This is a genomic window from Pseudidiomarina sp., from assembly GCF_048267825.1.
Classification (GTDB): Bacteria; Pseudomonadota; Gammaproteobacteria; order Enterobacterales; family Alteromonadaceae; genus Pseudidiomarina.
In genome coordinates, this window is the sequence record NZ_JBLWWR010000008.1 from 39,779 (window position 1) to 65,199 (window position 25,421).

At 48.7% G+C, this 25,421-nt stretch carries 16 protein-coding genes and 1 pseudogene; 5 read left to right on the forward strand and 12 right to left on the reverse strand.

Features of this window, described 5'->3' with window-relative positions:
- The first annotated feature begins 11 nt into the window (after positions 1–11).
- Positions 12–2,861 carry a valine--tRNA ligase gene (locus ACN0UN_RS08055; protein WP_417659517.1) on the forward strand — a complete coding sequence of 950 codons (2,850 nt, stop codon included), beginning with the start codon at positions 12–14 and terminating at the stop codon, positions 2,859–2,861.
- A gap of 124 nt (positions 2,862–2,985) precedes the next feature.
- Here the strand turns inward: ACN0UN_RS08055 and rraB are convergent, their stop codons facing one another.
- From rraB to ACN0UN_RS08090, 7 genes are all read right to left on the reverse strand, one after another.
- On the reverse strand, positions 2,986–3,345 hold the full coding sequence (rraB, locus tag ACN0UN_RS08060; RefSeq protein ID WP_417659518.1) for a ribonuclease E inhibitor RraB: 360 nt from the start codon (positions 3,343–3,345) through the stop codon (positions 2,986–2,988).
- Positions 3,346–3,352: 7 nt separating this feature from the next.
- Positions 3,353–4,072 carry a 1-acylglycerol-3-phosphate O-acyltransferase gene (locus ACN0UN_RS08065; RefSeq protein ID WP_417659519.1) on the reverse strand — a complete coding sequence of 240 codons (720 nt, stop codon included), beginning with the start codon at positions 4,070–4,072 and terminating at the stop codon, positions 3,353–3,355.
- Between the two features lie 61 nt (positions 4,073–4,133).
- On the reverse strand, positions 4,134–6,374 hold the full coding sequence (parC, locus tag ACN0UN_RS08070) for a DNA topoisomerase IV subunit A (RefSeq protein WP_417659520.1): 2,241 nt from the start codon (positions 6,372–6,374) through the stop codon (positions 4,134–4,136).
- A 14-nt stretch (positions 6,375–6,388) separates the two neighbouring features.
- Entirely contained in the window at positions 6,389–8,281 is a 1,893-nt protein-coding gene (gene parE, locus ACN0UN_RS08075) for a DNA topoisomerase IV subunit B (protein ID WP_417659521.1), read from the reverse strand.
- Positions 8,282–8,337: 56 nt separating this feature from the next.
- Positions 8,338–8,919 (reverse strand): YqiA/YcfP family alpha/beta fold hydrolase, encoded by a 582-nt coding sequence (locus ACN0UN_RS08080; RefSeq protein WP_417659522.1) that lies wholly within the window; start codon positions 8,917–8,919, stop codon positions 8,338–8,340.
- A gap of 3 nt (positions 8,920–8,922) precedes the next feature.
- Complete coding sequence (locus ACN0UN_RS08085) at positions 8,923–9,363, reverse strand: DUF1249 domain-containing protein (RefSeq protein WP_417659523.1); 441 nt, start codon at positions 9,361–9,363, stop codon at positions 8,923–8,925.
- Positions 9,360–9,965, reverse strand: coding sequence for an NUDIX domain-containing protein (locus ACN0UN_RS08090; protein WP_417659524.1), 606 nt, complete (start codon positions 9,963–9,965; stop codon positions 9,360–9,362). The genes ACN0UN_RS08085 and ACN0UN_RS08090 overlap by 4 nt, the downstream gene beginning before the upstream one ends.
- A 256-nt stretch (positions 9,966–10,221) precedes the next feature.
- Between ACN0UN_RS08090 and tolC the strand changes: the two genes are divergently transcribed.
- Together tolC and lpxL are read left to right on the forward strand one after the other, a co-directional pair.
- Positions 10,222–11,583 carry an outer membrane channel protein TolC gene (gene tolC / locus ACN0UN_RS08095; protein ID WP_417659525.1) on the forward strand — a complete coding sequence of 454 codons (1,362 nt, stop codon included), beginning with the start codon at positions 10,222–10,224 and terminating at the stop codon, positions 11,581–11,583.
- The gene (gene lpxL, locus ACN0UN_RS08100) at positions 11,576–12,505 is read left to right on the forward strand and encodes an LpxL/LpxP family Kdo(2)-lipid IV(A) lauroyl/palmitoleoyl acyltransferase (protein ID WP_417659567.1); all 930 of its coding nucleotides are present in this window, start codon (positions 11,576–11,578) and stop codon (positions 12,503–12,505) included. Before tolC ends, lpxL begins: the two co-directional genes overlap by 8 nt.
- Here lpxL and glnE read toward each other — a convergent pair.
- Together glnE and ACN0UN_RS08110 are read right to left on the reverse strand one after the other, a co-directional pair.
- Positions 12,502–15,228: pseudogene (glnE, locus tag ACN0UN_RS08105) on the reverse strand (bifunctional [glutamate--ammonia ligase]-adenylyl-L-tyrosine phosphorylase/[glutamate--ammonia-ligase] adenylyltransferase); the annotation flags it as partial. The gene lpxL and the pseudogene glnE overlap by 4 nt on opposite strands.
- Before the next feature lie 20 nt (positions 15,229–15,248).
- On the reverse strand, positions 15,249–16,739 hold the full coding sequence (locus ACN0UN_RS08110; RefSeq protein ID WP_417659526.1) for an inorganic triphosphatase: 1,491 nt from the start codon (positions 16,737–16,739) through the stop codon (positions 15,249–15,251).
- Positions 16,740–16,967: 228 nt separating this feature from the next.
- Here ACN0UN_RS08110 and putA point away from each other — a divergent pair, with 228 nt between their 5' ends.
- The gene (gene putA / locus ACN0UN_RS08115; protein WP_417659527.1) at positions 16,968–20,135 is read left to right on the forward strand and encodes a bifunctional proline dehydrogenase/L-glutamate gamma-semialdehyde dehydrogenase PutA; all 3,168 of its coding nucleotides are present in this window, start codon (positions 16,968–16,970) and stop codon (positions 20,133–20,135) included.
- A gap of 43 nt (positions 20,136–20,178) precedes the next feature.
- On the opposite strand, the gene ACN0UN_RS08120 is transcribed toward putA, so the two are convergent.
- The 3 genes from ACN0UN_RS08120 to ACN0UN_RS08130 form a co-directional block, all read right to left on the reverse strand.
- The gene (locus ACN0UN_RS08120; RefSeq protein WP_417659528.1) at positions 20,179–21,954 is read right to left on the reverse strand and encodes an acyl-CoA dehydrogenase C-terminal domain-containing protein; all 1,776 of its coding nucleotides are present in this window, start codon (positions 21,952–21,954) and stop codon (positions 20,179–20,181) included.
- Positions 21,955–22,033: 79 nt separating this feature from the next.
- Positions 22,034–22,747 carry a general secretion pathway protein GspB gene (locus tag ACN0UN_RS08125; RefSeq protein ID WP_417659529.1) on the reverse strand — a complete coding sequence of 238 codons (714 nt, stop codon included), beginning with the start codon at positions 22,745–22,747 and terminating at the stop codon, positions 22,034–22,036.
- Entirely contained in the window at positions 22,747–24,207 is a 1,461-nt protein-coding gene (locus tag ACN0UN_RS08130) for an ExeA family protein (protein ID WP_417659530.1), read from the reverse strand. Before ACN0UN_RS08130 ends, ACN0UN_RS08125 begins: the two co-directional genes overlap by 1 nt.
- Before the next feature lie 104 nt (positions 24,208–24,311).
- Here ACN0UN_RS08130 and ACN0UN_RS08135 point away from each other — a divergent pair, with 104 nt between their 5' ends.
- Complete coding sequence (locus ACN0UN_RS08135; RefSeq protein ID WP_417659531.1) at positions 24,312–25,418, forward strand: tRNA nucleotidyltransferase; 1,107 nt, start codon at positions 24,312–24,314, stop codon at positions 25,416–25,418.
- The last annotated feature ends 3 nt before the right edge of the window (positions 25,419–25,421 follow it).

Genomic DNA, 25,421 nt, shown 5'->3' on the forward strand with positions numbered 1-25,421 from the left:
TGAAGGTTTCTATGGATAAAACGTATTCCCCGCAAGCGATCGAGCAAGCTCTCTATAAAACTTGGGAAGAGCGAGGCTACTTTAAGCCGTCAGGCCAAGGCGATGCCTATTGCATTATGATCCCGCCACCCAATGTCACTGGCAGCTTGCACATGGGCCATGCGTTCCAGCACACCATCATGGACACGCTCACGCGCTATAAACGGATGGACGGGTATAACACACTTTGGCAGGTTGGTAGCGATCATGCTGGCATTGCTACGCAGATGGTCGTTGAGAGACAACTTGCGGCACAAGGCCAAACGCGCCAAGAACTTGGTCGTGATGCGTTTATTGATAAGATTTGGGATTGGAAAGCACAATCAGGTGGAACCATCACTTCGCAAATGCGTCGCTTAGGTGATTCGGTCGACTGGGACCGTGAACGCTTTACTATGGACGAAGGTCTATCTGAAGCGGTGCAGGAAGTATTCGTGCGCTTGCACGAGGAAAACCTGATTTATCGCGGCAAGCGCTTGGTGAACTGGGACCCGAAACTGCAAACAGCAATTTCAGATCTTGAAGTTGAGAACAAAGAACAACAGGGTCATATTTGGCATTTACGTTACCCACTTGCCGACGGTGAACAAACCGCGGATGGTAAAAACTATTTAGTCGTAGCAACCACACGACCTGAAACCATGCTCGGTGATGTTTGCGTCGCGGTGCATCCCGATGACGAGCGTTATCAAAGCCTCGTTGGTAAGTTCGTTGAATTGCCACTTGTTGGTCGCAAAGTACCCATCATTGCTGACAGTTATGTCGATAAAGAATTCGGCACCGGCTGTGTGAAGATTACTCCAGCCCATGATTTCAACGACTATGAGATTGGCAAGCGCAACAACCTGCCCATGATTGCCGTGCTTGATGATCATGCCCACGTTCGTGCCGTGGCTGGTCTTTACACCCCGACTGGTGAAAGCCTTGATAATATCGACGCGTTTGATGGCACACTCCCAGAAGCGTATCAAGGGCTGGACCGGTTTGACGCGCGTAAAAAGATTGTCGCGGATTTCGATGCCTTAGGGTTACTGGACAAAACCGAACAACACACCAACAAAGTGCCCTACGGCGATCGCGGCGGCGTGCCTATTGAACCTCATTTGACCGACCAGTGGTACGTGCGCGTTGCCCCTATGGCTGAAGTTGCCACGAAAGCGGTTGAAGATGGCGAGATTCAATTTGTACCCAAACAGTATGAGAACATGTACTTCTCCTGGATGCGTGACATTCAAGACTGGTGTATTTCGCGTCAGCTGTGGTGGGGACATCGCATTCCAGCATGGTACGACGCTGATGGGAACGTATATGTGGGGCGCGATGAACAAGAAGTGCGTACCAAACATAACCTCGGCGACATCAAGCTAAGTCAAGATGAAGACGTGCTCGATACCTGGTTCTCGTCTGCGCTTTGGACATTTTCAACCCTTGGTTGGCCGAAACAAACCGACGACTTAAAAACCTTCCACCCAACTGATGTTTTGGTAACTGGATTCGACATTATCTTCTTCTGGGTTGCGCGCATGATTATGATGACCATGCACTTCTTAAAAGATGAAAATGGCAAGCCACAAGTACCGTTTAAAACCGTTTACGTAACGGGCCTTATTCGCGATGAAGAAGGCCAAAAGATGTCGAAGTCGAAAGGTAATGTGCTCGACCCACTCGACATGATTGACGGCATCGATCTTGATACGTTAGTGAACAAACGTACGGCAAATATGATGCAACCTCAGCTAGAGGCCAAAATCAAAAAGCGTACGCAAAAACAGTTCCCTGAAGGCATCGCTGCGCATGGTACTGATGCGCTGCGCTTCACTCTTGCAGCATTGGCTTCAACAGGGCGCGACATTAACTGGGACATGAAGCGACTCGAAGGCTACCGTAATTTCTGTAATAAATTATGGAACGCAAGCCGTTATGTGCTGATGAACACTGAAGAACAAGACTGTGGCCAAGCTGGCGGTGACATGGAGTTATCATTAGCTGATCAGTGGATCATTGAGCAGTTTAACGACACCGTGAAGCAGTTCCGTAGCGCCTTAGACAACTACCGTTTCGATCAGGCCGCAGGCATTGCCTATGAGTTCACTTGGAATCAGTTCTGTGACTGGTATTTAGAGTTGACCAAACCGGTTCTGTTCAATGGGTCTGAAGCTCAGCTGCGTGGTACCCGTCATACACTTATCACCGTGCTTGAACAACTATTGCGGCTACTGCACCCATTGTTGCCATTTATTACGGAAGAGATTTGGCAGCGTGTTGCACCACTGGCTGGCGTAACGGGTGAAACCATTATGCTGCAGCCGTATCCGCAAGTGCAGCCAGAACGCTTTGCAACCGCTCGTGATGATATGGAATGGTTAAAACAAGTTATTGTCGCGGTACGTAATATTCGTGGGGAAATGAATTTATCGCCGAGCAAGTCACTCCCTGTACTTTTCAAAAATGCAGATGCGATGGCACAGCAACGTCTTGAGAATAATGCAAATTTCTTGAGTGCGTTAGCAAAACTCGAGTCGGTAACCTTCTTAACGGCGAGCGAAGAAGCACCTGCCAGTGCAACGGCGTTGGTTGGACGTATGGAAATTCATATTCCGATGGCTGGCTTGATCGATACTGCTGCGGAATTGGCTCGATTGGATAAAGCTATCGAAAAGGCGCAAAAGGAAGTCGACTTATTTAGCCGTAAGCTAAGCAATGAGAATTTTGTTAGCAAAGCTCCGGCTGAAGTGATTGACAAAGAGCGCGCTAAACAGGCTGAAGCCAAAGAAACCTTGCAACAATTGCAGCAGCAACGCAGCAAAATTGCTGCGCTTTAACGGTGACAAGGCTGCCCGCTTAGGTACTTACCGCACGCATACTCTAAACGAGGATGAGTGCGGTAATAACCGCTAACAGAGCAGCAATCATCCGTTACATATCACTTATTAGGGGGCTCGGTGACTACTCTTCTTCGTCGTCACCGAAATACGTGCCCCAACCGTCGTAATCAACGCCGGCAAGATCTGCTATTTTTGCGACTTCTTTGGTTTGTAATTCTAAAATTTGAGGGTCAAGCTTTACTTCACTAACCGCCACAAAGGCGAACTGCCGCGACCCATCATCGAGTTCAAACTCATCTGCGTCGTCGACATGATAGCCAACTTTCACCAACTCAACGGCCGCTTTCTCTAGCTTGGTGAAGTCAGAACTAACCAAGTGGTGTTCAATGGTAAATAGTTCAGACGTGTCCGCACCATCATCGATTAAGGCTGCCACGGTTTCATTACTTTGCGCGATTAATTCACTTAAGTCATTCGCCATGCCTGAGTTATCCTTGTGCAAGTTCGTGATCAAGTTCACCAATTTTTGACTGCATCAACTGATGACAATGCGCCGTTAAAGCTCGAATAGAATCAGAACTATAATCCGATATTTTAACTGGCTTTAGCATCTCAATAATTACAGTGCCGTTATTCCAACGGTTTAACTTAATGCGACCGTGTAAATTAGATACGCAGATAGGCACAATATCAACACCGGCCTGCATTGCCGTGCGAAATGCACCGGTTTTGAATGGCAGCAAACCACGGCCATAACTACGCGTACCTTCTGGAAATAACAAGATAGAAAGTTTTCGTTCTCGAATTGCTGATGCAGCCTGCTCGATGGTACCGTGCGCTCGGCCCTTGTTCTTACGATCGATCAGAATATTGCCCGCGAGCCAATACATTTGGCCAAAGAAAGGTATCCATTTTAAGCTTTTTTTGCCAACGCTTACGGTGCTTTGCGGCATAGCGCGGCTTAATGTGAAAATATCATAGCTGTTCTGATGATTAGCTATGTAAACGAACGGCCCGCCCTGTTTAACTTCATCCGGAACCCGTATTTCCAGCTTCACCCCAAGCAGGCGATGCATGCTGCCGTAACAATGCGCCGCGAACGTTGTATTATTGCGGTGAAATGGCCGAAAAATACAGAATAAAAGTAACAGTGTGCTACCAACAACGATGAAAGCGCCTAATAGGACCATACGTAAAACAGCGAGCATGAATTCTCCTTAATCACTAGTGCCCGCTAGTATAACCTGTTAGGCGCTGAAAAACGTCCGATCAGTCTTGATTTTCGACAGTAATTGCATCAACGCGCTGCAATCCCCGCGGCAATTTATTCCCGCGACGCCCACGCTCACCGCGGTAATGCTCGAGATCAGATGGTTTTAACGTCAATTTGCGCTTGCCTGCCAATAGCGTAATCGGTGTTTCTGCCGGCACAACAGCTGCGGCGACAACATATTCCTCACGTGATTGCGCACGTAATGTCGGAATACTTATCATCTTATTTCCTTTACCTTTTGATAATTCAGGTAAATCTTTAACTGGGAACAGCAACATTCTGCCTTCGTTAGAAACCACTGCGAGCAAGTCTGATTCAACATTATTCACAATGCTAGGCGGCAATATTTTTGCGCCCGTTGGTAAATTCAATATCGCCTTGCCGTTTTTATTGCGACTGACCAAATCACCAAACTTACAAATAAAGCCGTAGCCAGCATCGGATGCTAATAGGTAACGTTGCTCGTCTTTAGCCATCAACACTTGATCGACGGTTTCACCCGCAACCATGCTAAAACGCCCCGTTAATGGCTCACCTTGAGTTCTGGCTGATGGTAATAAATGCGCTTCGCAAGAGAAACTTCGCCCAGAACTGTCAATGAAGACAACCTGTTGGTTGCTCTTGCCTTGCGCGTGCGCCAAAAAGCTATCGCCCGATTTATACGCTAAGTTGGTTCCGTCAACATCATGGCCCTTGGCCGCGCGTACCCAGCCTTTCTTGGATAATACGACGGTAACCGGCTCAGCAGGAGTAAGGTCACGCTCACTTAACGCTTTGGCTTCTTGACGTTCAACTAATGGCGACCGACGATCGTCACCGTACTTCTCTGCGTCCGCTAAAATTTCTTTGCGAATCAGTGTCTTCATACGGCGATCAGAACCCAGCAACAATTCAAGTTGCTGACGTTCCTTTTCAAGCTCATCTTGCTCGCCCTTTAACTTAAACTCTTCAAGTTTCGCTAAATGGCGTAATTTCAATTCAAGAATGGCTTCCGCTTGTGTATCCGTAAGCCCAAAGCGGGTCATCAGCTCTTGCTTGGGTTCATCTTCATGACGAATAATCGCGATGACTTCGTCAATATTAAGATAAGCGATCAGCAAACCTTCTAAGATATGCAGGCGCGCCAATATTTTGTCTAACCGGTGCTGAAGCCTGCGCGTTACCGTATGCTGACGGAACTGCAACCATTCTTTAAGTACCGTTAAAATCGATTTAACTTGCGGCCGGCCATCAAGGCCAAGCATATTCAGATTAACCCGATAACTTTTTTCTAAATCGGTGGTCGCGAACAAATGTTGCATCATCTGTTCAATATCCACGCGATTAGAACGCGGAATAATAACTAAGCGGGTCGGATTCTCGTGGTCTGACTCATCACGTAAATCGGTTACCATCGGTAACTTTTTCGCTTGCATCTGTCCAGCAATTTGCTCAAGCACTTTGGCGCCTGAAGCTTGATGAGGCAGCGCGGTTATCACCACTTCACCATCTTCCATATGATACTTCGCCCGCATGCGAATCGTACCGCGGCCGGATTCATAGATTTTTACGATTTCGTGGTGTGGCGTAATCACTTCAGCGTCAGTTGGATAATCCGGCCCGTGCATATGCTCCATAACATCAGCAAGATCAGCCGTCGGCTTTTCTAAGAGCATTGCACAAGCTTGCGCAACTTCGCGCGCGTTGTGAGGCGGAATATCGGTCGCCATACCCACCGCAATACCAGTTACACCATTCAATAAAATATGGGGCAAGCGCGCCGGTAACATGCGCGGCTCTTTCATGGTGCCGTCGAAGTTAGGTGTCCAGTCAACAGTTCCCTGGCCGAGTTCACTCAGTAATACTTCACTAAAGCGAGACAACCGCGCTTCGGTATATCGCATCGCCGCAAAGGATTTCGGGTCATCCGGCGAACCCCAGTTCCCTTGTCCGTCAACCAACGGATAGCGGTATGAAAACGGCTGGGCCATCAACACCATAGCTTCATAACAAGCGCTATCGCCATGCGGGTGGAATTTACCTAACACATCACCCACGGTACGCGCTGACTTTTTGTATTTCGCTAAAGCGGAAAGCCCAAGTTCTGACATTGCATAAATTATGCGACGTTGAACGGGCTTGAGGCCATCACCGATATGCGGAAGCGCGCGGTCCATGATCACGTACATGGAGTAATTTAAATAAGCGTCTTCGGTAAATCGGCGCAGTGGTATTTGTTCTAAAGCATCCATAGACATGCGTGTGCTTCTCCTTATAGCTCAGCCAAGTCGACTAAGTTACCTTTACTTTCCAGCCATTCTCGACGGTCGCCCGAACGCTTTTTAGCCAATAACATATCCATTAACTCTTCCGTTGCTTCAGGTTCATCAACGGTCAGTTGCACCAAGCGACGCGTGTTAGGATCCATCGTGGTTTCCCGTAGCTGCAGCGGGTTCATTTCACCCAAACCTTTGAAGCGCTGTACGTTAACTTTGCCTTTTTTCTTCTCAGCTTCGATACGGTCCAAAATGCCCTGTTTTTCACCTTCATCGAGCGCGTAAAAAACTTCTTTACCCACGTCGACGCGGTACAATGGCGGCATTGCCACATAGATATGGCCATGATCCACAAGCGGTCTGAAATGCTTAACGAATAACGCGCACAATAAGGTTGCGATGTGCAAACCATCGGAATCGGCGTCAGCAAGAATGCATATTTTGCCATAGCGCAGTTGTTCTAAATCATCCGAGTCGGGGTCAACACCTAAGGCGACGGATATATCGTGAATTTCCTGCGAGCCTAGAATTTGATCGGATTCAACTTCCCAAGTATTCAGAATCTTTCCGCGCAGCGGCATTACCGCCTGAAAATCGCGATCGCGGGCTTGCTTGGCTGACCCGCCAGCAGAGTCACCCTCAACCAAAAATAACTCACCTCGCGCTGGGTCCTGCGTTGCACAATCGGTCAACTTGCCCGGTAATGCCGGCCCTTGGGTAACTTTTTTCCGCACTACTTTTTTGCTCGCGCGCATTCGGCGCTGAGCGTTGTTGATACATAAATCAGCGAGCAATTCAGCTTGCTCGGTATGTTCATTCAACCATAAACTAAACGCGTCTTTCACCACACCAGAAACGAACGCAGCGCATTGTCGTGACGATAAACGTTCTTTGGTTTGTCCGGCAAATTGTGGGTCTTGCATCTTCACCGACAAAATATATGCACAGCGATCCCAGATATCTTCTGGGGTTAAGCGTACGCCGCGCGGTAATAAATTACGAAACTCACAAAAGTCACGCATCGCGTCTAGCAAACCTTGGCGTAAGCCGTTAGCGTGCGTACCACCTTGTGGCGTTGGAATGAGGTTCACATAGCTTTCAGTGACGCTTTCGCCCCCTTCGGGCAACCAAGTAACGGCCCAGTCAACCGCCTCTTCATTGCCGGCAAAAGCGCCAATGAACGGCTCTTCGGGCAATGTAGGCAACTCTTGAACAGACTCAACCAAATAGTCACGCAAACCGTCTTCGTACAGCCACGTTTGTTCTTCGTTATCAACCAAATTACGGAAGGTGATTTTCAAACCTGGGCACAATACCGCTTTGGCGCGTAATAGATGCGTCAATTTAAGTACTGAAAATTTCGATGAATCAAAATACTTCGGGTCTGGCCAAAAATGTAGGCTGGTTCCTGTATTGCGTTTACCAACGGTACCTGTGACCGTTAAATCTGAAACTTTGTCACCGTTTTCGAAAGCCATTTCATAAACTTGACCATCGCGCTTCACCGTCACATCAACACGCGTTGATAAAGCGTTAACCACTGAAATGCCTACCCCGTGCAAACCGCCAGAGAATTTATAGTTTTTATTTGAAAATTTCCCCCCGGCATGCAGCTTTGTCATGATCAACTCAACCCCGGGAACACCTTCCTCGGGGTGAATATCGACGGGCATACCACGACCATCATCCTGAACTTCTAAGGACTGATCGGGGTACAAGATCACAATCATCTCACGTGCATGCCCAGCAAGAGCTTCATCGACACTATTATCGATAACTTCTTGACCAAGATGGTTAGGGCGCGTGGTATCGGTGTACATTCCCGGCCTGCGACGGACCGGTTCGAGGCCATTGAGGACCTCTATCGCATCGGCTTTGTAATCTGACATGCGCTTATTTATCTCGTGTTGCACGGAATCGTTATTATAGGAATGCCCATATACTGTTACAGGACGTTTAGAAACTCAAGCACCGCGGGTAGGTAGCGAGGAAAATCAACAAAACTATGATCGCCCCCCTGCTCCACGATCATACGTTGATTCTGATAGTAATCACGGGCTTGACGATAATCGAGACGTTCGTCACCAGCTTGTAATAAAACCAATAAATCAGCCTTTTCATCAAATTGACGCTCGACATCCATCAACACCTCACGATCACTCATATCAAGGTGATAGATTTCCTGTGTATAAGGATGCTGCCGTTCGATGCTCTCTTCCGGCATCCAGCTGTAGGGCTTTACCGCAGGGTTGATAAGCACGCCGCGTACTCTGCGTTGCTGAACGCGCCAAATTTCGCTCACAACGTAATGCGTCCAGAATCCACCGAGGGAACTGCCCATAACTGCGGTTAACGGCTGATGAGCAACCACCTGATCAAGGTAGTCACGTATTGCCGCCATTTTCACCGGCTGTTGCGGCGCAATAAGTATTCGCTCATCCACGCCTCGTGCAGCTAAATACTGTTGTGTCTGAATGATTTTTAAACTTTGTGGTGAACTCTCAAATCCATGTAAGTAAAGCAGCAACGGTTAAATCTCCTGCAGGTGGCCACGCTCTCGAATCAGCTGTATCCACTCCTGTAAAAAGTAGTTCACTTGGTGTTTTTCATCGGCATGATGCATCTTCGGGTTAGGCACATCGTAACTGGCCTGGAGCCGCGCTACTCCCTGGCTGCGAATAACCTCCGCCAATTGCGCATCATGGTACAACCGGACATCCAATTGCGTTTCTTTTAATCCTGGCAATTGTTGCACTAACGCTTGCTGTTCAATGCGAACTTCCGTGGTGTACGGCGCTGCTTCTAACACGGTTAAAGCAAAGCGGAGCTGATGCCCCACTTTGATGATCAATGAACCCGACTGTCTGACACTTTCAACAAGAGGCCTCAAAGCAGCATAATTCATTGCCGCTAAGCGCTGCAGAGCGGCCAAATCAAACTTGTAGCGTCGGAGCTTAACGTCTGTAGTCATACATCCTCAAACTGACGTTTGTGTAATTGCAACCATTGTAGCCCAATCACACTGGCTGCATTGTTAATTTTTCCTTGCTCTAACAACTGGACTACGTCAGAAAATGGCAATACGTGAACTCTGATGTCCTCGTTTTCAGTCTCCAAGCCAGCGTGGCGCAATGCATTGCTACTATCGACCAACGCAATATAAACCGAAATTTGTTCGGTACATCCGCCCGGTGTTGACAGATAGGTCAGTGCATAATGCAAGCTATCGGTTGTTAATCCGGACTCTTCTGCTAACTCTCTATGAGCGACCTGTTCTGGTGACTCATCATCGCTGTCGAACATGCCTGCTACAAACTCAAGCAACCAAGGTGATTGGTCTGTATTGAGTGCACCCACGCGAAACTGCTCCAGCACCACCAAAGCATCGCGTTGCGGGTCGTAAGGCAATACCACCACAGCGTGCCCGCGGTCCATGACTTCGCGCTCAAACACCGCGGACCAATTCCCGTCAAACAGCCGATGCTGCAAGGTTAACTTGAACACATTAAGAAACCCTTCACGAAGTGGTTGCTTCTGAATAACTTTCACATCACTTTGATTATATTTTTGCACATTCAACCTTTTGCTGTTGTTTAACGTCTTATGTACTCGACTTAGCGCTAATTTGATTCATAACAATTGTAAAAAAAGCACGCTTTGGCACATAATTAGTTACACTTGAACCCATTCTGTTGCAACTGGCGCAATGCAATTTAGCGTGTTTAAAAGTACACTAGTAAACATTCACGTGTGTATGTAAAATAGCGGCCAGTTTTTGGCAAAGTTTTTGACAAGATAATGCTTTCAGATAATTAGGACACCCTAGCCCATGAAAAAGCACGTATTATCAGTATTAGTTGGCTTAACCATCAGCGCAACATCGAGTGTTGCCTACGCCGACGACCTTGCACAAGTTTTCCAACTTGCATTGCAAAACGATCCAACCTTACAACAAGTTGACGCGCAACGTCGCGCTGCGCAAAAAGGCATCAATATCAGTAATTCCGCCTTTTGGCCGCAAGTGAATTTTTCTGCTGGTTACGCGCGTTCTGAATCTGAACGTCCGCAGTTTGATCCAACCTCACAACAATTTGTTACCGTCGATTCAGAAAGTCGCGGCTGGAATGCGGGTGTGAACTTATCTCAAACAGTTTTTGACATGAATGTTTGGGACCGTGCAGCACTGAGTGAGAAACAAGCGTATCAGGCTGAAGTGAATTATTTAAGTGTACGCCAAGAGTTAATGATTCGTGTCGTGAACGCATACTTTACCGTATTGGAACGTTTAGATGACCTCGAGTTTGCAACCGCTGAGAAAAAAGCAATTGAGCGCCAGCTGGAACAAACCAAACAACGTTTTTCTGTTGGTTTAACGGCCATCACTGACGTGCATGAAGCGCAAGCTCAATATGACACCTCGGTTGCTTCCGAAATCCAAGCAAAAAATGCGGTCGAAATAGCGCAAGAATCACTGCGCGAAATTACTGGGCGTTATCATCAAGACCTCGCTGAATTGAATACCGAGTCTTTCTCGCCAGAATCTCCGATGCCACAAGATGCGCAGCAATGGGTAAAAATTGCAGAAGATAAAAACCTGCAGTTGTTGGTTCAGCGCGTCGCTGTTGAAATCAGTGAACAACGAATCGATCTCGCCCGAAACGGCCACCTACCGACAGTTTCATTGTCTGCCGATTATTCGACCAATGACAACACAACAACTGCTGGTGGCATGGAAACGGATATGCCACGCATGGATTCGAACTCGATCGGGTTGTCACTGAACGTGCCATTATTCAGCGGCTTCCGCACGTCATCAGAAGTGGATCAGGCGCGTGAAAACTTCGTTGCTTCAAGCCAAGAACTTGAAGGTGTGCGCCGTAACGTTGAACGTCGTGTTCGCAGCGCCTATTACGATGTTGTTGCATCCATGGCGACAATACGTGCGTTTGAACAAGCTGTGGTATCCGCTGAAAGCGCACTAAAAGCAACACAAACGGGGTTTGAAGTCGGCACACGTACCATTGTTGACGTACTGAATAGCACGCGCAACTTGTACAACGCACGTCGCAACCTATCAAGCGCACGTTATGGTTACATTCGCCAGTCTTTAACCCTGAAACAAGCTTCAGGCCAGATTAGCGAACAAGATTTAGTTGCCATCAACGCAAGCTTACTTAATGAAAATAATTGAGAAACCCAGCTTTGAGCCACGTTTTCTTTTACCAAAGTATTGGTTAACGTGGCTTGGTGTCGGCTTACTCTATACCATCTCGTGGTTACCCTATCGCTGGCAGCTCGGCATGGGCAGATGTTTGGGGCGGTTGCTGTATCGTTTTCTGCCGCGTCGCACCAAAATAGCGCGCCGCAATCTTGAATTGTGTTTCCCGAAAATGTCAGCAACCGACATTGAGCTCCTTGTACGCAAAAACATGCAGAATACCGGCATCGCTTTTTTCGAAACCGGTATGGCATGGTGGTGGCCTGATTGGCGCATTCGCCGCAAGTTGCATGTGCACGGTATTGAACATCTTCAGGCTGCACAAAAAGATGGTCAAGGCGTATTGCTGCTGCTTTTTCACTTTCTAAGTTTAGAAGTTCATGCCCGGCTGCATGGATTCGTGAAACCTGCGGTAGGCTTGTATCGCCCGCACAACAATGCCGTGATGGAATACTTACAAACATTAGGCCGTGGGCGCTCAAATAAGTACATGATTCCACGAACCGATGTAAAAAGTATGCTGCAAGCGCTCAATCAAGGCGAAATTGCGGGATACCTGCCTGATCAGGATTACGGCCGTAAACGCACTGTGTTTGCGCCGTTATTTGAGGTTAAAGAAGCTAGTACAACGACGGGTACGTTGCTATTTGCAGCGAATTCCAATTGTGCGGTGCTGCCTGTCACGTGCTTCCGTCGCGACGACGGAACGGGCTATGATATGACCTATTACCCTGAGTTTGAAAACTTTCCAACTGGCGACAACGTAGCTGATGTCACCCGTGTGAACCGCATGATTGAATTTGCGATTCAGCAACGTCCGGAACAGTACATGTGGATACATCGTCGTTTCAAAACGCGTCCGAACCCTGATGACCCGAGTCTTTACGACGGTTAGTCACCAAGCCACGCCTGCCACGCTGAGATAACTGCGTGGCGGTGCTCGGCGAGATTTTGACGGGTCACATTCCCCCTGTCATCAAGTGCCAACTGATGAATAACTTGTCGCTCAGCAATATATGCTGATATGAGCTGTTCGGTTTGTAAATCGGTGAGCAAACCTAAATGACCAGCCTGCTCAATAATGCGAATGTTGTCAGTATAAACCGCTAAATCCGGATAGTCTGGCGCAAATCTAAGCACTAAATATTGAACCAAGAACTCCAAATCCGCTATACCACCGGCTCCCTGCTTAACATCGAACTCTTGAGCCTCAACCCGGGCCTCCAGGTGACCGCGCATTTTTTCACGCATTTCAATCACCTGCTGTTTTAACGCATCGTTATCGCGCTGAGCACCCAACCGTTGGCGGCGAAGGTCGACCAGCTTTTGGCATAATTCTGGTGACCCAAAAACAGGGCGCGCCCGCACCAAAGCTTGCAGCTCCCAGGTCCATGCATCTTCAGCCAAGTAACTGGCAAACGTATCGAATCGCGTAACCAGCAAACCTGCTTTACCTGAAGGACGCAAACGCATATCAACCTCATACAAGGTACCAATCACTGTACGGGTGGTGAATAAATGCAAAATGCGTTGCGCTAAGCGCAGATAAAACTGTTGTACCTCAATCGGTTTGCGCCCGCTCGTTTCACCTTCATAGTCCGAATCAGCAATAAAGACTAAATCAAGATCTGAACCATAGCCAAGCTCCAGTCCACCAAGCTTTCCATATGCAAGTACCGCAAATCCCATATTGTCGGCATCCCGCTGTGGTGGGGCACCATGCTTTTCAACCATTTGGAACCATGCAAGACGGACTACTTTGGCGATGATGGCCTCAGCGAGATAACTTAAATGGTCACTGACTTTCATCAGCGGCAACGCGCCGCTGATATCAGCCGCAGCGACCTTAAGCTGAAGTACTTGTCGAGCTTGGCGCAGAGCATCCATCTGCGCTTCAAGATCAATCTCCTGCTCAGGTAGGCGCAACATAAACTCATCGAGTAACTGAGGGTATTCGGTAAGCTGAGGTAACTGATAAAGGTGTTGCGGATCAATCAATTCATCCAATAACAACGGATACAAGGCTATTTGTTGGGTTAGCCACGAGCTCGCTCGACACAGTTTTATCAATTGTTCACGGGCACCGCTGTTCTCAACCAAGAGTTCGACATAGGCCGTGCGGGTCATGATTTTGCGCAGAACATGCAATACCCGCTCCAGCACTGAGTCAGAATCGGCGAATTGAACAATGCGCTCCAGTAACAATGGTACCAGCCGCGCCATTGCTTTGCGCCCACGTGGCCCAGAGCCGCGTTTGCGGACATCTTTGCGCAGCTGATTTACTTGTTGCCAAACAAGCTGAGCAGTGGCCTTACCAAGCCCTACATCGATCAATACATCCACTGCTGTATCGTCATCAATCATGTCCTGCCACAATAATTGCAGTTCACCAGCTTCTTCATCTTCGGCGTCAGGATCACCAATAACTTGCTTGAAATGGCCATGCACACGGTTCATGGCGGTTCGAATCATGCTCTCGATATCTGGCCACGGTTGCTGATATGCAAGACTGATGCGCTGTTGGCGCTCTTCATCGTCAGGTAATGTTTGGGTTTGCTCATCATTGAGTTGCTGTAAGACGTGTTCCATGCGGCGCAGCTTCGCATAGCAATCGAGTAATTCATCAACAGTTTGCTGCGTGAGAATGCCGAGTTCTGCGATGGCTGCATACGCGCGGTAAATAGACTGTGTCTGCAGTTGGCGCTGTTGGCCACCACGAATAAGCTGAAATGCTTGCGCGATGAACTCGATTTCCCGAATACCGCCAGCGCCGAGCTTAATATTTCGTTCAACGCCCTTTCGGCGCGCCTCCTGAGTGATCAAGCTTTTCATTTTACGTAGCGCGTCGATAGCTGAAAAATCAATGTAACGACGGTAAACAAAAGGCCTTAATAAGGCTGATAATTGCTGCTGATAATCGTCACCTGCGCCAATAATGCGCGCTTTAACCATGGCATAGCGTTCCCAATCACGCCCTTGCTCTTGGTAGTAATATTCAAGTGCTGCCAAACTCGCAACGACAGGCCCAGATTGACCAAATGGGCGCAAACGAAGATCAACCCGAAACACCCGACCATCACTGGTTGTTTGGTCCAGCATGGTTACTAACGCCTGTGCTAACCGAGTAAAGAACACACTATTTTCGATAGGCTTGCGGGCGTGGTCCGTTTCACCTTGCTCCGGGTAGCAAAAAATAAGGTCGATGTCTGACGAAAAATTCAGCTCACCGCCCCCTAATTTGCCCATACCAATGACCAGCAAAGGCAATGCGTTATGTTCCGCGTCACGCGGCGTACCGAAGCGCTCACAAAATCGCGGATAGAGCCAAGCCAATGACTGTTCTATAAACGCATCGGCCGTCGCACTGATGTGCGCCAACATATCCTTTAATTCAATTTGTTCCAGTAAATCAGCAGCAGCCAAACTGGCATACCATTGCTGCCTTAACCGCCTTACCAAAGAATGCGCTTCTGCTTCATCGCGACACTCACGCAGCCCTTGAATAAGAGTTTCACGGTAGTCGGACAGTGTAAGTAGCTGGACCTGATCGCCCTGCCAGCTGATTGCATCTGGCTGCTGTTCGACGGTCCGCGCAATAAATTCGCTTATTGCTGTAACGCGCGCGGCAGCCTTCATGATTAAAGCATCCAATACGGTTCTTGTTTCAACGCTGAGCGCCGCGAACGCTCAAGCGCGTACAGCAGTGTCTCGAGTTGTATTTCTTGCCAATTCAATAGCTTCTCGGTATTGATATCATCGGTGTCTTTAATTGCTTCACGCAATAACTTTAATGCCATAATTTCTCGAATTCCGCGCATCATGTCTTGCCATGGCGCACGAAAACTTTCGCGATCATCCGCATCAAATAAGTACCCGACACAATAGCCAAGTTGTAACGAGCTTTGCAGTTGGGGTAACAATTTTAAATATTGATCAGCGCGTAACTCATCATTCTTAGTAAATGCCTCAACCACCTGCTGCCAATCATCACGAAGGCGCTGTGATGCCCATTGCCTGAGTGGTATCTGCATCAGTTGCTCATGGCGCGGTTGTTCAGCACACAATTCACCGAGCTCAAAGAGTGTCAGCTGATAATCATCGCGCTTGCTCAAATTAATTACTAACTCAAGCTGCACCGCGTGTTCTTGCTGCTCCACAATGAAATCAAATAACTTTTGATTCTGTTTTAAAGCGCGATGGTACGCACCGTCATCTGCGGTCAACTCATTTAAGCCGTCATACCGACTTAACCACCCCAAATGCCCGAGCATTTGTTCCAATCGAGCAATGTGATCGGTCACGTCTAATTCAAACAGCGCCAGCTGCTGCAGCACTACTTTGCAAAGACGAATACCGTCCGTAATTCCAGCTACTGCCCGCACGCTGGGCTGCTCAGCGAGGCAAGCGTCATTATGCTGCCAATATTGCAATGCGTAAGAGAGTGCCCGGTACAAACCGGTGCCGACATCGTCGGTTGGTTGTTGATGCACGAAATGCGCATGTGTAAAGGGTTCAAGCACTGATTTTTGCGCCAGCAAATAGCCGCGCGCGGCTTTGCTTAAACTACCTACCCGGGCATTTACTCGCGTAATAAAACGACGGGCTAATTTATAAGCGTCTGAGGTGTTGCCGCCCTGCACTTCAAGCTCAATTTCGCACAGTGGCCGTGACTGCCCATCGGCGACAATCTGGCCTTCATCAAATACCAATTCGATAACCCCATCGCCACTCGGTATATGCCAACGATGACGTGTAAAGTCTGTACGAAACAATTGAGTGAGTTCACGTTGAATATCAAACAACGGAAATTCATCTGGCCAGATGTCTTCTTCAAACAATGTTAAATCAGGCGAGTCTTGCGTAATTACCGCATTGTATTCAGGCCTTGAGTGCAGCCCACCGAGAACGTTACCCGCTAATTTAATCGTTTGCTCACGCTCATCGCCACGGCGCCGAATACGCAACCCCATGTCGTGTTGTCGCAACTGCAGATCAGGGGTATCAAAGTAGGTATTCGTTAACTCCAAAGTAGAACGTTTGGCGTCTTTTGCCAATTGTTGGCATAATGCCAACACTGCTTCTCGTTGCGCTGGTTCTACCAGTAGTTTTATTTCTGTTTCCTGGCTCACAAGTACTCTCTTACGCGTTGATTTTGCTTCATTCATACGGTACTCGCAGTATCTTTGCGGGTCAACTGAAATGGGCTTGACAGCACTGCTTAAAAATTGCACCTTGGGCGCGATTCTGTCGATTAAAAAAAATCTGATCAGACAAGCTTTACCTGCGCCAAAAAAGTCATATACTGGCGCCCAAAATATGTCACCGCCAGCCTTGGGCTGAGTCTAACAGGAGATGCTATGTTCAAAGCAAGTGAAGTACTTGCGGCTCAGTATACCGGCGCCGACCTTGGTCGACTCCAACAAGCTATCACCGACAACTATATCGTCGATGAAGATGCTTACTTGCGTGAGCTGTTGCCTCTTTTACCGCAGGACGAGAACAATCTTGACGCGGTTACCCAAGCGGCAGCCGATTTAGTGAATAAAGTACGCGACCGTGCCGACGGTGGTGGGGTCGATGCTTTTCTTCAAGAATATAGTTTAGATACCAAAGAAGGCATTATTCTCATGTGCCTTGCCGAGGCACTCTTACGCATTCCTGATGCGGCAACTGCTGATGCACTGATACAAGACCGCTTATCGGGTGGCGACTGGCACCAGCATATGGGGCAAAGCGCCTCATGGCTGGTGAATAGCGGCACTTGGGGCTTGGCGTTAACCAACAACATCATCAATCCAACTGGGCAGCCGATGGAAACACCGCGTGGTGTATTTCGCCGTATGCTTCGCCGCCTCAGTTCACCGGTCGTTCGTAAAGCCACTTATGGGGCAATGCGAATCATGGGTACCCAGTTTGTTTTAGGGCGCACCATTCAAGAAGCCTTGAAAAACAGCAGAAATAACCGCGATAAAGGCTACACGCATTCGTATGACATGTTGGGCGAAGCCGCGCTAACCACTGCCGACGCGCGCCGCTATCATGCTGACTACGTAAACTCGATTAAAGTTGTTGGTAAAGAAAATTTCAATAATCCAAATGCACCGCGCCCGACTATCTCGATTAAGCTATCAGCGTTGCACCCGCGCTATGAAGCAGCAAACCATGAACGGGTTCTGACAGAACTGGCGGCTAGCCTTACCGAGCTGGTTAAGCTGGCAAAAGAAGCGGATGTCGGCGTAACAATTGACGCCGAAGAGGCCGATCGACTGGAGTTGTCACTCGAGTTGTTCGAGAAAGTCTATCGCAGCGGTGTTTGTAAGGGCTGGCCGCGTTTTGGCCTGGTGGTGCAAGCGTATTCCAAGCGTGCGCTACCAACCCTGTGCTGGGTTACTGCGTTAGCACGCGAATGTGGTGACGAAATTCCCGTGCGTCTGGTAAAAGGTGCGTATTGGGATACCGAAATCAAACTTTGCCAGGTCAACGGCCTGCAAGGCTATCCAGTATTTACGCGCAAGGCGAACACCGACGTTTCTTATTTGGCATGTGCGCATTACTTACTCAGTGAAGCCACTGATGGCGCAATTTATCCTCAGTTTGCCACGCACAACGCACAAACTGTGGTTGCCATTAATGACCTTAATAAAGCCTACCAGCGCCGCATTGAGTTTCAGCGCTTGCATGGTATGGGTGATGACTTATACGACACGTTACTGGAACAAGACTCCAATATCACGGTCCGAATTTATGCACCGGTTGGCGCCCATAAAGATCTCCTACCCTACTTGGTACGCAGACTGTTGGAAAACGGCGCAAATACATCGTTCGTGCATAAATTGGTTGACCCACAGACGCCTGTGGCAGAGCTCACTGAGCACCCGCTACGCATCATGTTAAAGCATGAACATTTTGCAAATAACAAAATTCCATTACCGACGCAGATATTCAGTGATCGGAAAAACTCGTTAGGATTGAATATGAACATTCACTCACAAGCTGATGACTTTATTAACGCGGTTCACCAATACAGTGACAAACAATGGCAAGGTGGTCCAATTGTAAATGGCGATGTGGTCGATGCGCATCACCGCGTGGCAATTCATAGCCCGCAAAAAACTGATCACCAAGTTGGTACCATCTGCTGGGGCGACAAAGCGTTAGCGGAACAAGCATTAACAAGTGCTAATGCCGCTTACCGCCGCTGGCGCGACACTGATGTTGAAGTACGCGCAAAGTCGCTTGAGAAGCTTGCCGACTTAATGGAAGCGAACCGCAACGAACTGATTGCGTTGTGTAGCGTAGAAGCAGGTAAAAGCTTGCAAGATGGCATTGACGAAGTCCGTGAAGCTGTCGACTTCTGTCGCTATTACGCGCAGCAAGCGCGCGAGCTTATGGGTGAAGACACCACGCTTCCTGGGCCTACCGGCGAAACCAACGAACTATTGTTACAAGGCCGCGGTACATTCATTTGTATTAGCCCTTGGAACTTCCCGTTGGCAATATTTGTCGGTCAAGTTGCCGCAGCATTGGTTGCCGGCAACTGCGTTATTGCCAAACCTGCGGAACAAACGGGTCTTATTGCATTCCGTGCAGTTCAATTAGCACTTGAAGCCGGTATTCCTGGCGATGTATTGCACTTTATGCCGGGTAGCGGCGCAGAAGTAGGTAACTTTTTGGTGTCGCAAGAAGACATCGGCGGGGTTTGTTTCACCGGCTCAACCTACACTGCACAAGCTATAAACCGTGCATTAGCAGCACGTACTGGCGCCATCGTGCCATTTATTGCTGAAACCGGTGGCCAAAACACCATGCTCATCGACTCAACCGCATTACCTGAGCAAGCAGTAACGGACATTGTTGCCAGCGCATTTAAGAGTGCCGGCCAACGCTGCTCTGCGTTGCGTGTTTTGTTTGTTCAAGATGATATTGCCGACCGCATTATCGATCTACTGAAGGGCGCCATGGCGGAATTGAAAGTTGGTGACCCAATTTTCCATGAAACTGATGTTGGCCCAGTTATCGATGGCGTTGCGAAAAGTAACTTGGAACAACACATCAATGATATTTCTCAGGCAGGACGTCTGATTGCTCGTGCCCCCATGCCAGAATATACTGACGGCGGTACTTTCGTGGCGCCGACAGCCATCGAAATCGATAGCATTAACCAGTTAGTCAAAGAGAACTTTGGCCCTATCCTGCACGTGATTCGCTGGAAAACAAACGAACTCGACGATGTGATTAACAGCATTAACGGAACAGGTTTTGGTTTGACGTTTGGTATTCACAGCCGCAACGAAACCTTCGCTGCAGACGTGGCACGCCGCATGGATGTTGGTAACGTTTACATTAACCGTAATCAGATTGGTGCCGTTGTTGGTGTGCAGCCGTTTGGTGGCCGTGGTATGTCTGGCACTGGCCCGAAAGCTGGTGGCCCACATTACTTAGCACGTTTTGTGACGGAAAAAACACGCACCAACAACATCACTGCTGTTGGTGGTAACGCAACGCTGCTGTCGTTAGGTGACTAACGCCAACAGCATTGTCCTGTCTTAGCTATTGCAAAGTGGGCGATTAAAACTCGCCCACTTCATGCCGATACAAACTTTCACTGCCATCTCGAATAGCCCCAGCTAAACCATGAATACGTGGCAAAATACGAGCCATGTAAAACTTCGCTGTTTTTACCTTACTTGCCAAATAAGGGCGTTCAGCCACCAACGGGTCGGCGACAACGGCCATGCGCAACCATATATAGGCAAATGCGACGTATCCCACCAAATAGAGGTATTCAACGGCAACACTGTTGATAATATTTTCATCGTCACCAACGCGGTTAAGCACCTCACCCGTGATAGTGCGCAATAGCTCTGTTGCTTCAGCAAGTTGCTTAAACTCAGCCTCTAAACCTGCGAGTGGCTGATCAAGCAAGTCTTGAATGTCCTGCAGCAATGGTTGCAGTAACTCGCCACGCGAACCGGCTATCTTGCGTCCCAATAAATCAAGCGCTTGAATACCGTTGGTTCCTTCATAAATCTGAGCAATCCGCGCATCACGGACAAGCTGTTCTTGACCCCACTCGCGAATAAAGCCATGGCCACCAAACACTTGCTGGCCAATTACGGTCACTTCAAAGCCTGTATCCGTGAGAAATGCCTTGGCTACCGGTGTTAACAGCTGCACTAATGCTTCTGCGCGCGCCTTTTGTTGCGGTTCTTGTGCATATTTTGCAATATCAAGCTGTTGCCCAACGTAGGTAGAAAACCCTCGTCCACCTTCAACAAAGGCCTTCATCGTCAACAGCATGCGACGCACATCGCCGTGCACAATCAGTGGGTCAGCTTCTTTTTGCATCTCGCGAGTTGCTTTAGCGCCACGACCTTGCAGCCGATCTTGTGCATAGTCCAGCGCATTCTGATATGAGCGAGCGGCAGCACCAAGCCCCTGAATACCAACACCTAAACGTTCATAATTCATCATGGTGAACATTGCTGGCAAACCGCGATGGGGCTCGCCAACCAGCCAACCCTTGGCGCCGTCAAAGTTCAAGACGCACGTTGCCGAGGCGTGAATACCCATTTTATGTTCAATAGAGCCGCAATGAACACCATTGCGCTCCCCTAACGAGCCATCTTGCTGAACTAAAAATTTCGGTACAAGGAACAAGCTGATGCCTTTGCTACCCGCCGGTGCATCCGGTAATTTAGCCAGCACCAAATGCACAATATTGTCGACTAAATCATGCTCACCACCGGTAATGAATATTTTCGTACCGGTAATTGCAAAACTGCCGTCTTCGTTAGGCTCAGCCTTGGAGCGAATTATTCCCAAGTCAGTTCCTGCATGCGGTTCCGTTAGACACATGGACCCCGTCCACTGGCCACTAATCATTTTTTCAAGGTAGGTTGCTTTCAAACTGTCGTCAGCGTGCTGATCAATGGTCATGATCGCGCCAGCTGTTAAGCCAGAATAGAGCGAGAAGGAAATATCGGCGGCACATAACATTTCTTCGTATTGAGCAGAGATGCTTTTCGGAAGCCCCATGCCCCCAAATTCTGGATTGGCCGTAACGCCAACCCAACCGCCTTCAGCGAGCTGTTTAAAGTTCTCTTTGTAGCCTTTTGGCGTTGTCACGTTGCCGTTTTCGAACGTCACACCTTCTTCGTCAGCGGCACGAGCATTCGGTGCGATAAGCGTTTCTGCTAATTTGGCACCCTCATCAATAATCGCAACAGCAGTGTCCATATCTAACTCAGACAACTCAGCGAATTGGGCCCAATCCTGCTCAACTTTAAAAACATCTTGCAGCACAAACTGCATATCTTCACGAGGAACGCGATAGTCCGCCATGACAACACCTCTTAAATAACGCTGACTTCACTACGAAATCAAACAGTGGATTTAAACAGGTGTTTTAATAACAGATTAACTAGGGCTTTGTCCAGTCTTCCAAAGCGGGCTGTTGAAATGCTTGATTATTTCGTGACAGTACAACATGTGCCGGAGCTATTGTCAGTACAGTTAACCCCTGCCAACGCTCGCCCTCAAATAGCCTGACACCAGCTAATTCCACCCAGCGTGCTTGTGCGCGGGATGAATATTGATGCCCGTCATAGCTAAACGAAGGTACGGTGCGCTGAAAGTCCCGACTTAAGGTAGCCAAGGTAGGTACAACGCTTCGCCCTTCACCATCCTCATTAAGAGCATTCTCAAAAGCGCTCAATAATTCGGGAGAAACTTGATTTAAGTCAATGGTTTGATCATCGCTAACGACCGAATTTTCTGCCTGACGCTGTGCGGAGCTGGTAATAGCTTCACTCGGTTCCACTGCAGTAATTTGCTCGGCGGTTGATTGTTCTTGTTCTGGTTCTGATTCTGGCCACTGTGGCTCGATTACGGCTGCGATTGTTCCCAGTTGATAGGATGCCTGCGGTGCTGGCTCTACAACCGCTACGGTGTTGTTTGACAGCCAATACTGAACCCCTAGCCAGCCAATGCCAGCAGCAACGATGAGACTAACAAGCAGGATAACGATACGCCCTAGTGCCATTGCTGGCTTAACGGCCGATTCCAACGCTACTTGCGAATGCGCTTTAAGCAGTGGCGACTGTTGATTTCTGAGTGCTTTAAGTACCGACGACATTACTTATTCTCCTGCTCAACACTGTCTTGCAACCTTGGTCCACTAGGCGTGCTTTGAGCGGTCAACCACGATAAGGTTAATGCATCAAGGTGCCCTGTTACACGTAACCCTGCCTGTTGTTGCAACTGTTGCAATTGCTCCGAGAAGGTTGCCTCTGGTGCGCTGTCTGAATCCATAAGCTGCTGCGCTAGCCAGCGTTGATAAACCGATTCAGCCGTTTGCGCGTCGGCCGCCGAGTAACCCGGTGGTTGCGGCAATACCGCAATAAATTCTCCGGTCCAGTTGGCGTCAGGTTGCGTGTTCATACTGTCAACAAATTGCAATTCACCACCGCCTAAATCAAGTAAAACCGGGAATTTCGGAATTAATATCTGATCAAAACGCGCGCTACCACGCACGCACAACAATTCAAAGGTTCGTACCCAATCACAAAATGCAGGTTCTTGTGGGGGCCGCGGTAATTGCCAGGCAGCAGCTAATGATGCGATGGGGGATTCGCCAGAACCTCCCTGCTCCGCGCCATGAATTGGCGTGTTCTTATTCTCGAGATACCCAACATACCAAGCGGTGGTTGCACTCAGCGCAGCCACCAGCACGCTGGCAGCAACGATGCGAGTAAACCGGAATGCATTTGAACGCTGACTTTTTGCTTCGCCACCATCAAGCTCACGCACCGCAAGTTGAATGTGCTTAACTGAAACAACCGATTGCTGGTCATTGTACGCTGCCAGTAGGGCTCGATCACAAAGCAGATTCAAGCGCCGTGGTATCCCCTCACTGGCAATATGCACTTTCTTGATCGCTGCCCTGTCAAATAGACCACGTTGCGCGCCAGCAACCTGCAATCGGTAATTAATATAACGTTCTGAGTCAGCTAACTGCAGCGGTAACAAGTGATAGCGGGCAGTGATACGCTGTGCAAGTTGGCGCAATTCGCGCCGACGCAAAAGATCTTGTAGTTCAGGCTGACCAATGAGAATCACCCGCAGCAACTTTTGCTGGTTGGTTTCCAGATTCGTCAATAATCGCAGTTGTTCAAGAACTTGTGGCTGCAGGTGCTGAGCTTCATCAATAAGAACAACACACTGCGCATTATTGGCATGCGCCTGCAATAGAAAATGGCTGAGCTTGTCGGTGAGTTGTTTGGACGTGACGTGCCGTTTGTCGTAGCTGATACCGAATTCATCACACAACGTTGCCAGTAACTCATCAGAGTTAAGCATCGGGTTCAATATAAATGCGGTTTGAGTTTGCTCGGGCAACTGTTCGAGCAGGGCACGGGAAACTGTGGTTTTCCCGGTGCCAACCTCGCCGGTTAGCAGAATAAAGCCGCCGCTGCCTTGTAGCCCATAGCTCAAATGCGCCAGCGCTTCCTGATGCCGTTCACTAAGATAAAGAAACTGCGGATCAGGCGCTATTGAAAAAGGCTCTGTGTGCAATCCAAAATAATTGAGATACATAGTAACTTCACTGGGATAGTGGCTATTTTACCCATCAGTGTAACGACTCGCTTGCAACAGAGCCAGTGATTCGCGATCATCTTATGAAATGATAAGGAGTGAGCGTGAAAATATATTTAGTTGGTGGTGCTGTTCGTGATCAATTGCTGGGTAAACCAGTGCATGAGCGTGACTACGTTGTAGTCGGTGCTCGTGCTGAAGACATGCTGGCACGCGGCTTTCGCCAGGTAGGTAAGGATTTCCCGGTGTTTCTGCACCCCAAAACTGGGGAAGAATACGCGCTCGCTCGCACTGAACGTAAACAGGGACAAGGCTATACTGGATTTGCCGTGAGTGCTGATACGACAGTGACACTAGAAGAAGACCTATTGCGACGCGACCTCACCATCAATGCGATTGCACAAGATGACACTGGCCAGCTCATCGACCCCTACCATGGCTTAGATGATATTAAGCAAAAAAGTTTACGTCATGTGTCGCCCGCCTTTGCTGAAGATCCGTTAAGGGTATTACGCGTCGCGCGCTTCGCCGCACGTTTTGCTGAAGATGGATTTACCGTTGCACCCGAAACGCTTGCGTTAATGCAGGCTATGAGCGCTCAAGGTGAACTGAGCACGCTTGCTGCAGAGCGTGTGTGGCGGGAAACCGAAAAGGCACTGACCAGTTCATCGCCACATGTTTACTGGCAAGTTTTAACTGCGGCAAACGCACTGACACCGTGGTTTTCAGAACTCGCAAACACACTCAATACACGTGATATGGCCAGCCAACTTAAACGCATTCAGAGCGAAGCGGACACCACGATTGCCTGGGCGTTGACATGCCAGCGGCTTAACCATGTGCAACTAACCAGCTTACAACAGCGCTTGCGGGTGCCAAATGACTATCAAGACTTAACTGCGGCAGCATTAAAAATAAACTATCAGCCCCATCACGCTATTGACGCAAATTGGGCCTTTAATGCTATCGGCCAAGCGGATGGATGGCGTCGCCCTGAAAAGTTTGCGCGGTTAGTGACATTATGGAGAGCGCTGGGCCTGCCTGCGAGCGAAGCACAGCAGCTACGCTTGGCATTTGAACAAGCACAATTAGTGAAAGCCAAAGATGTTATCGCTAAAGCGGCCCAACACGGTGAGTCATTAAATGGGCCTGAGATTGGAGTGGCAGTAAGAGACGCGCAGCGTACTGCCATGCTGAATGCATGGCAGTAACGC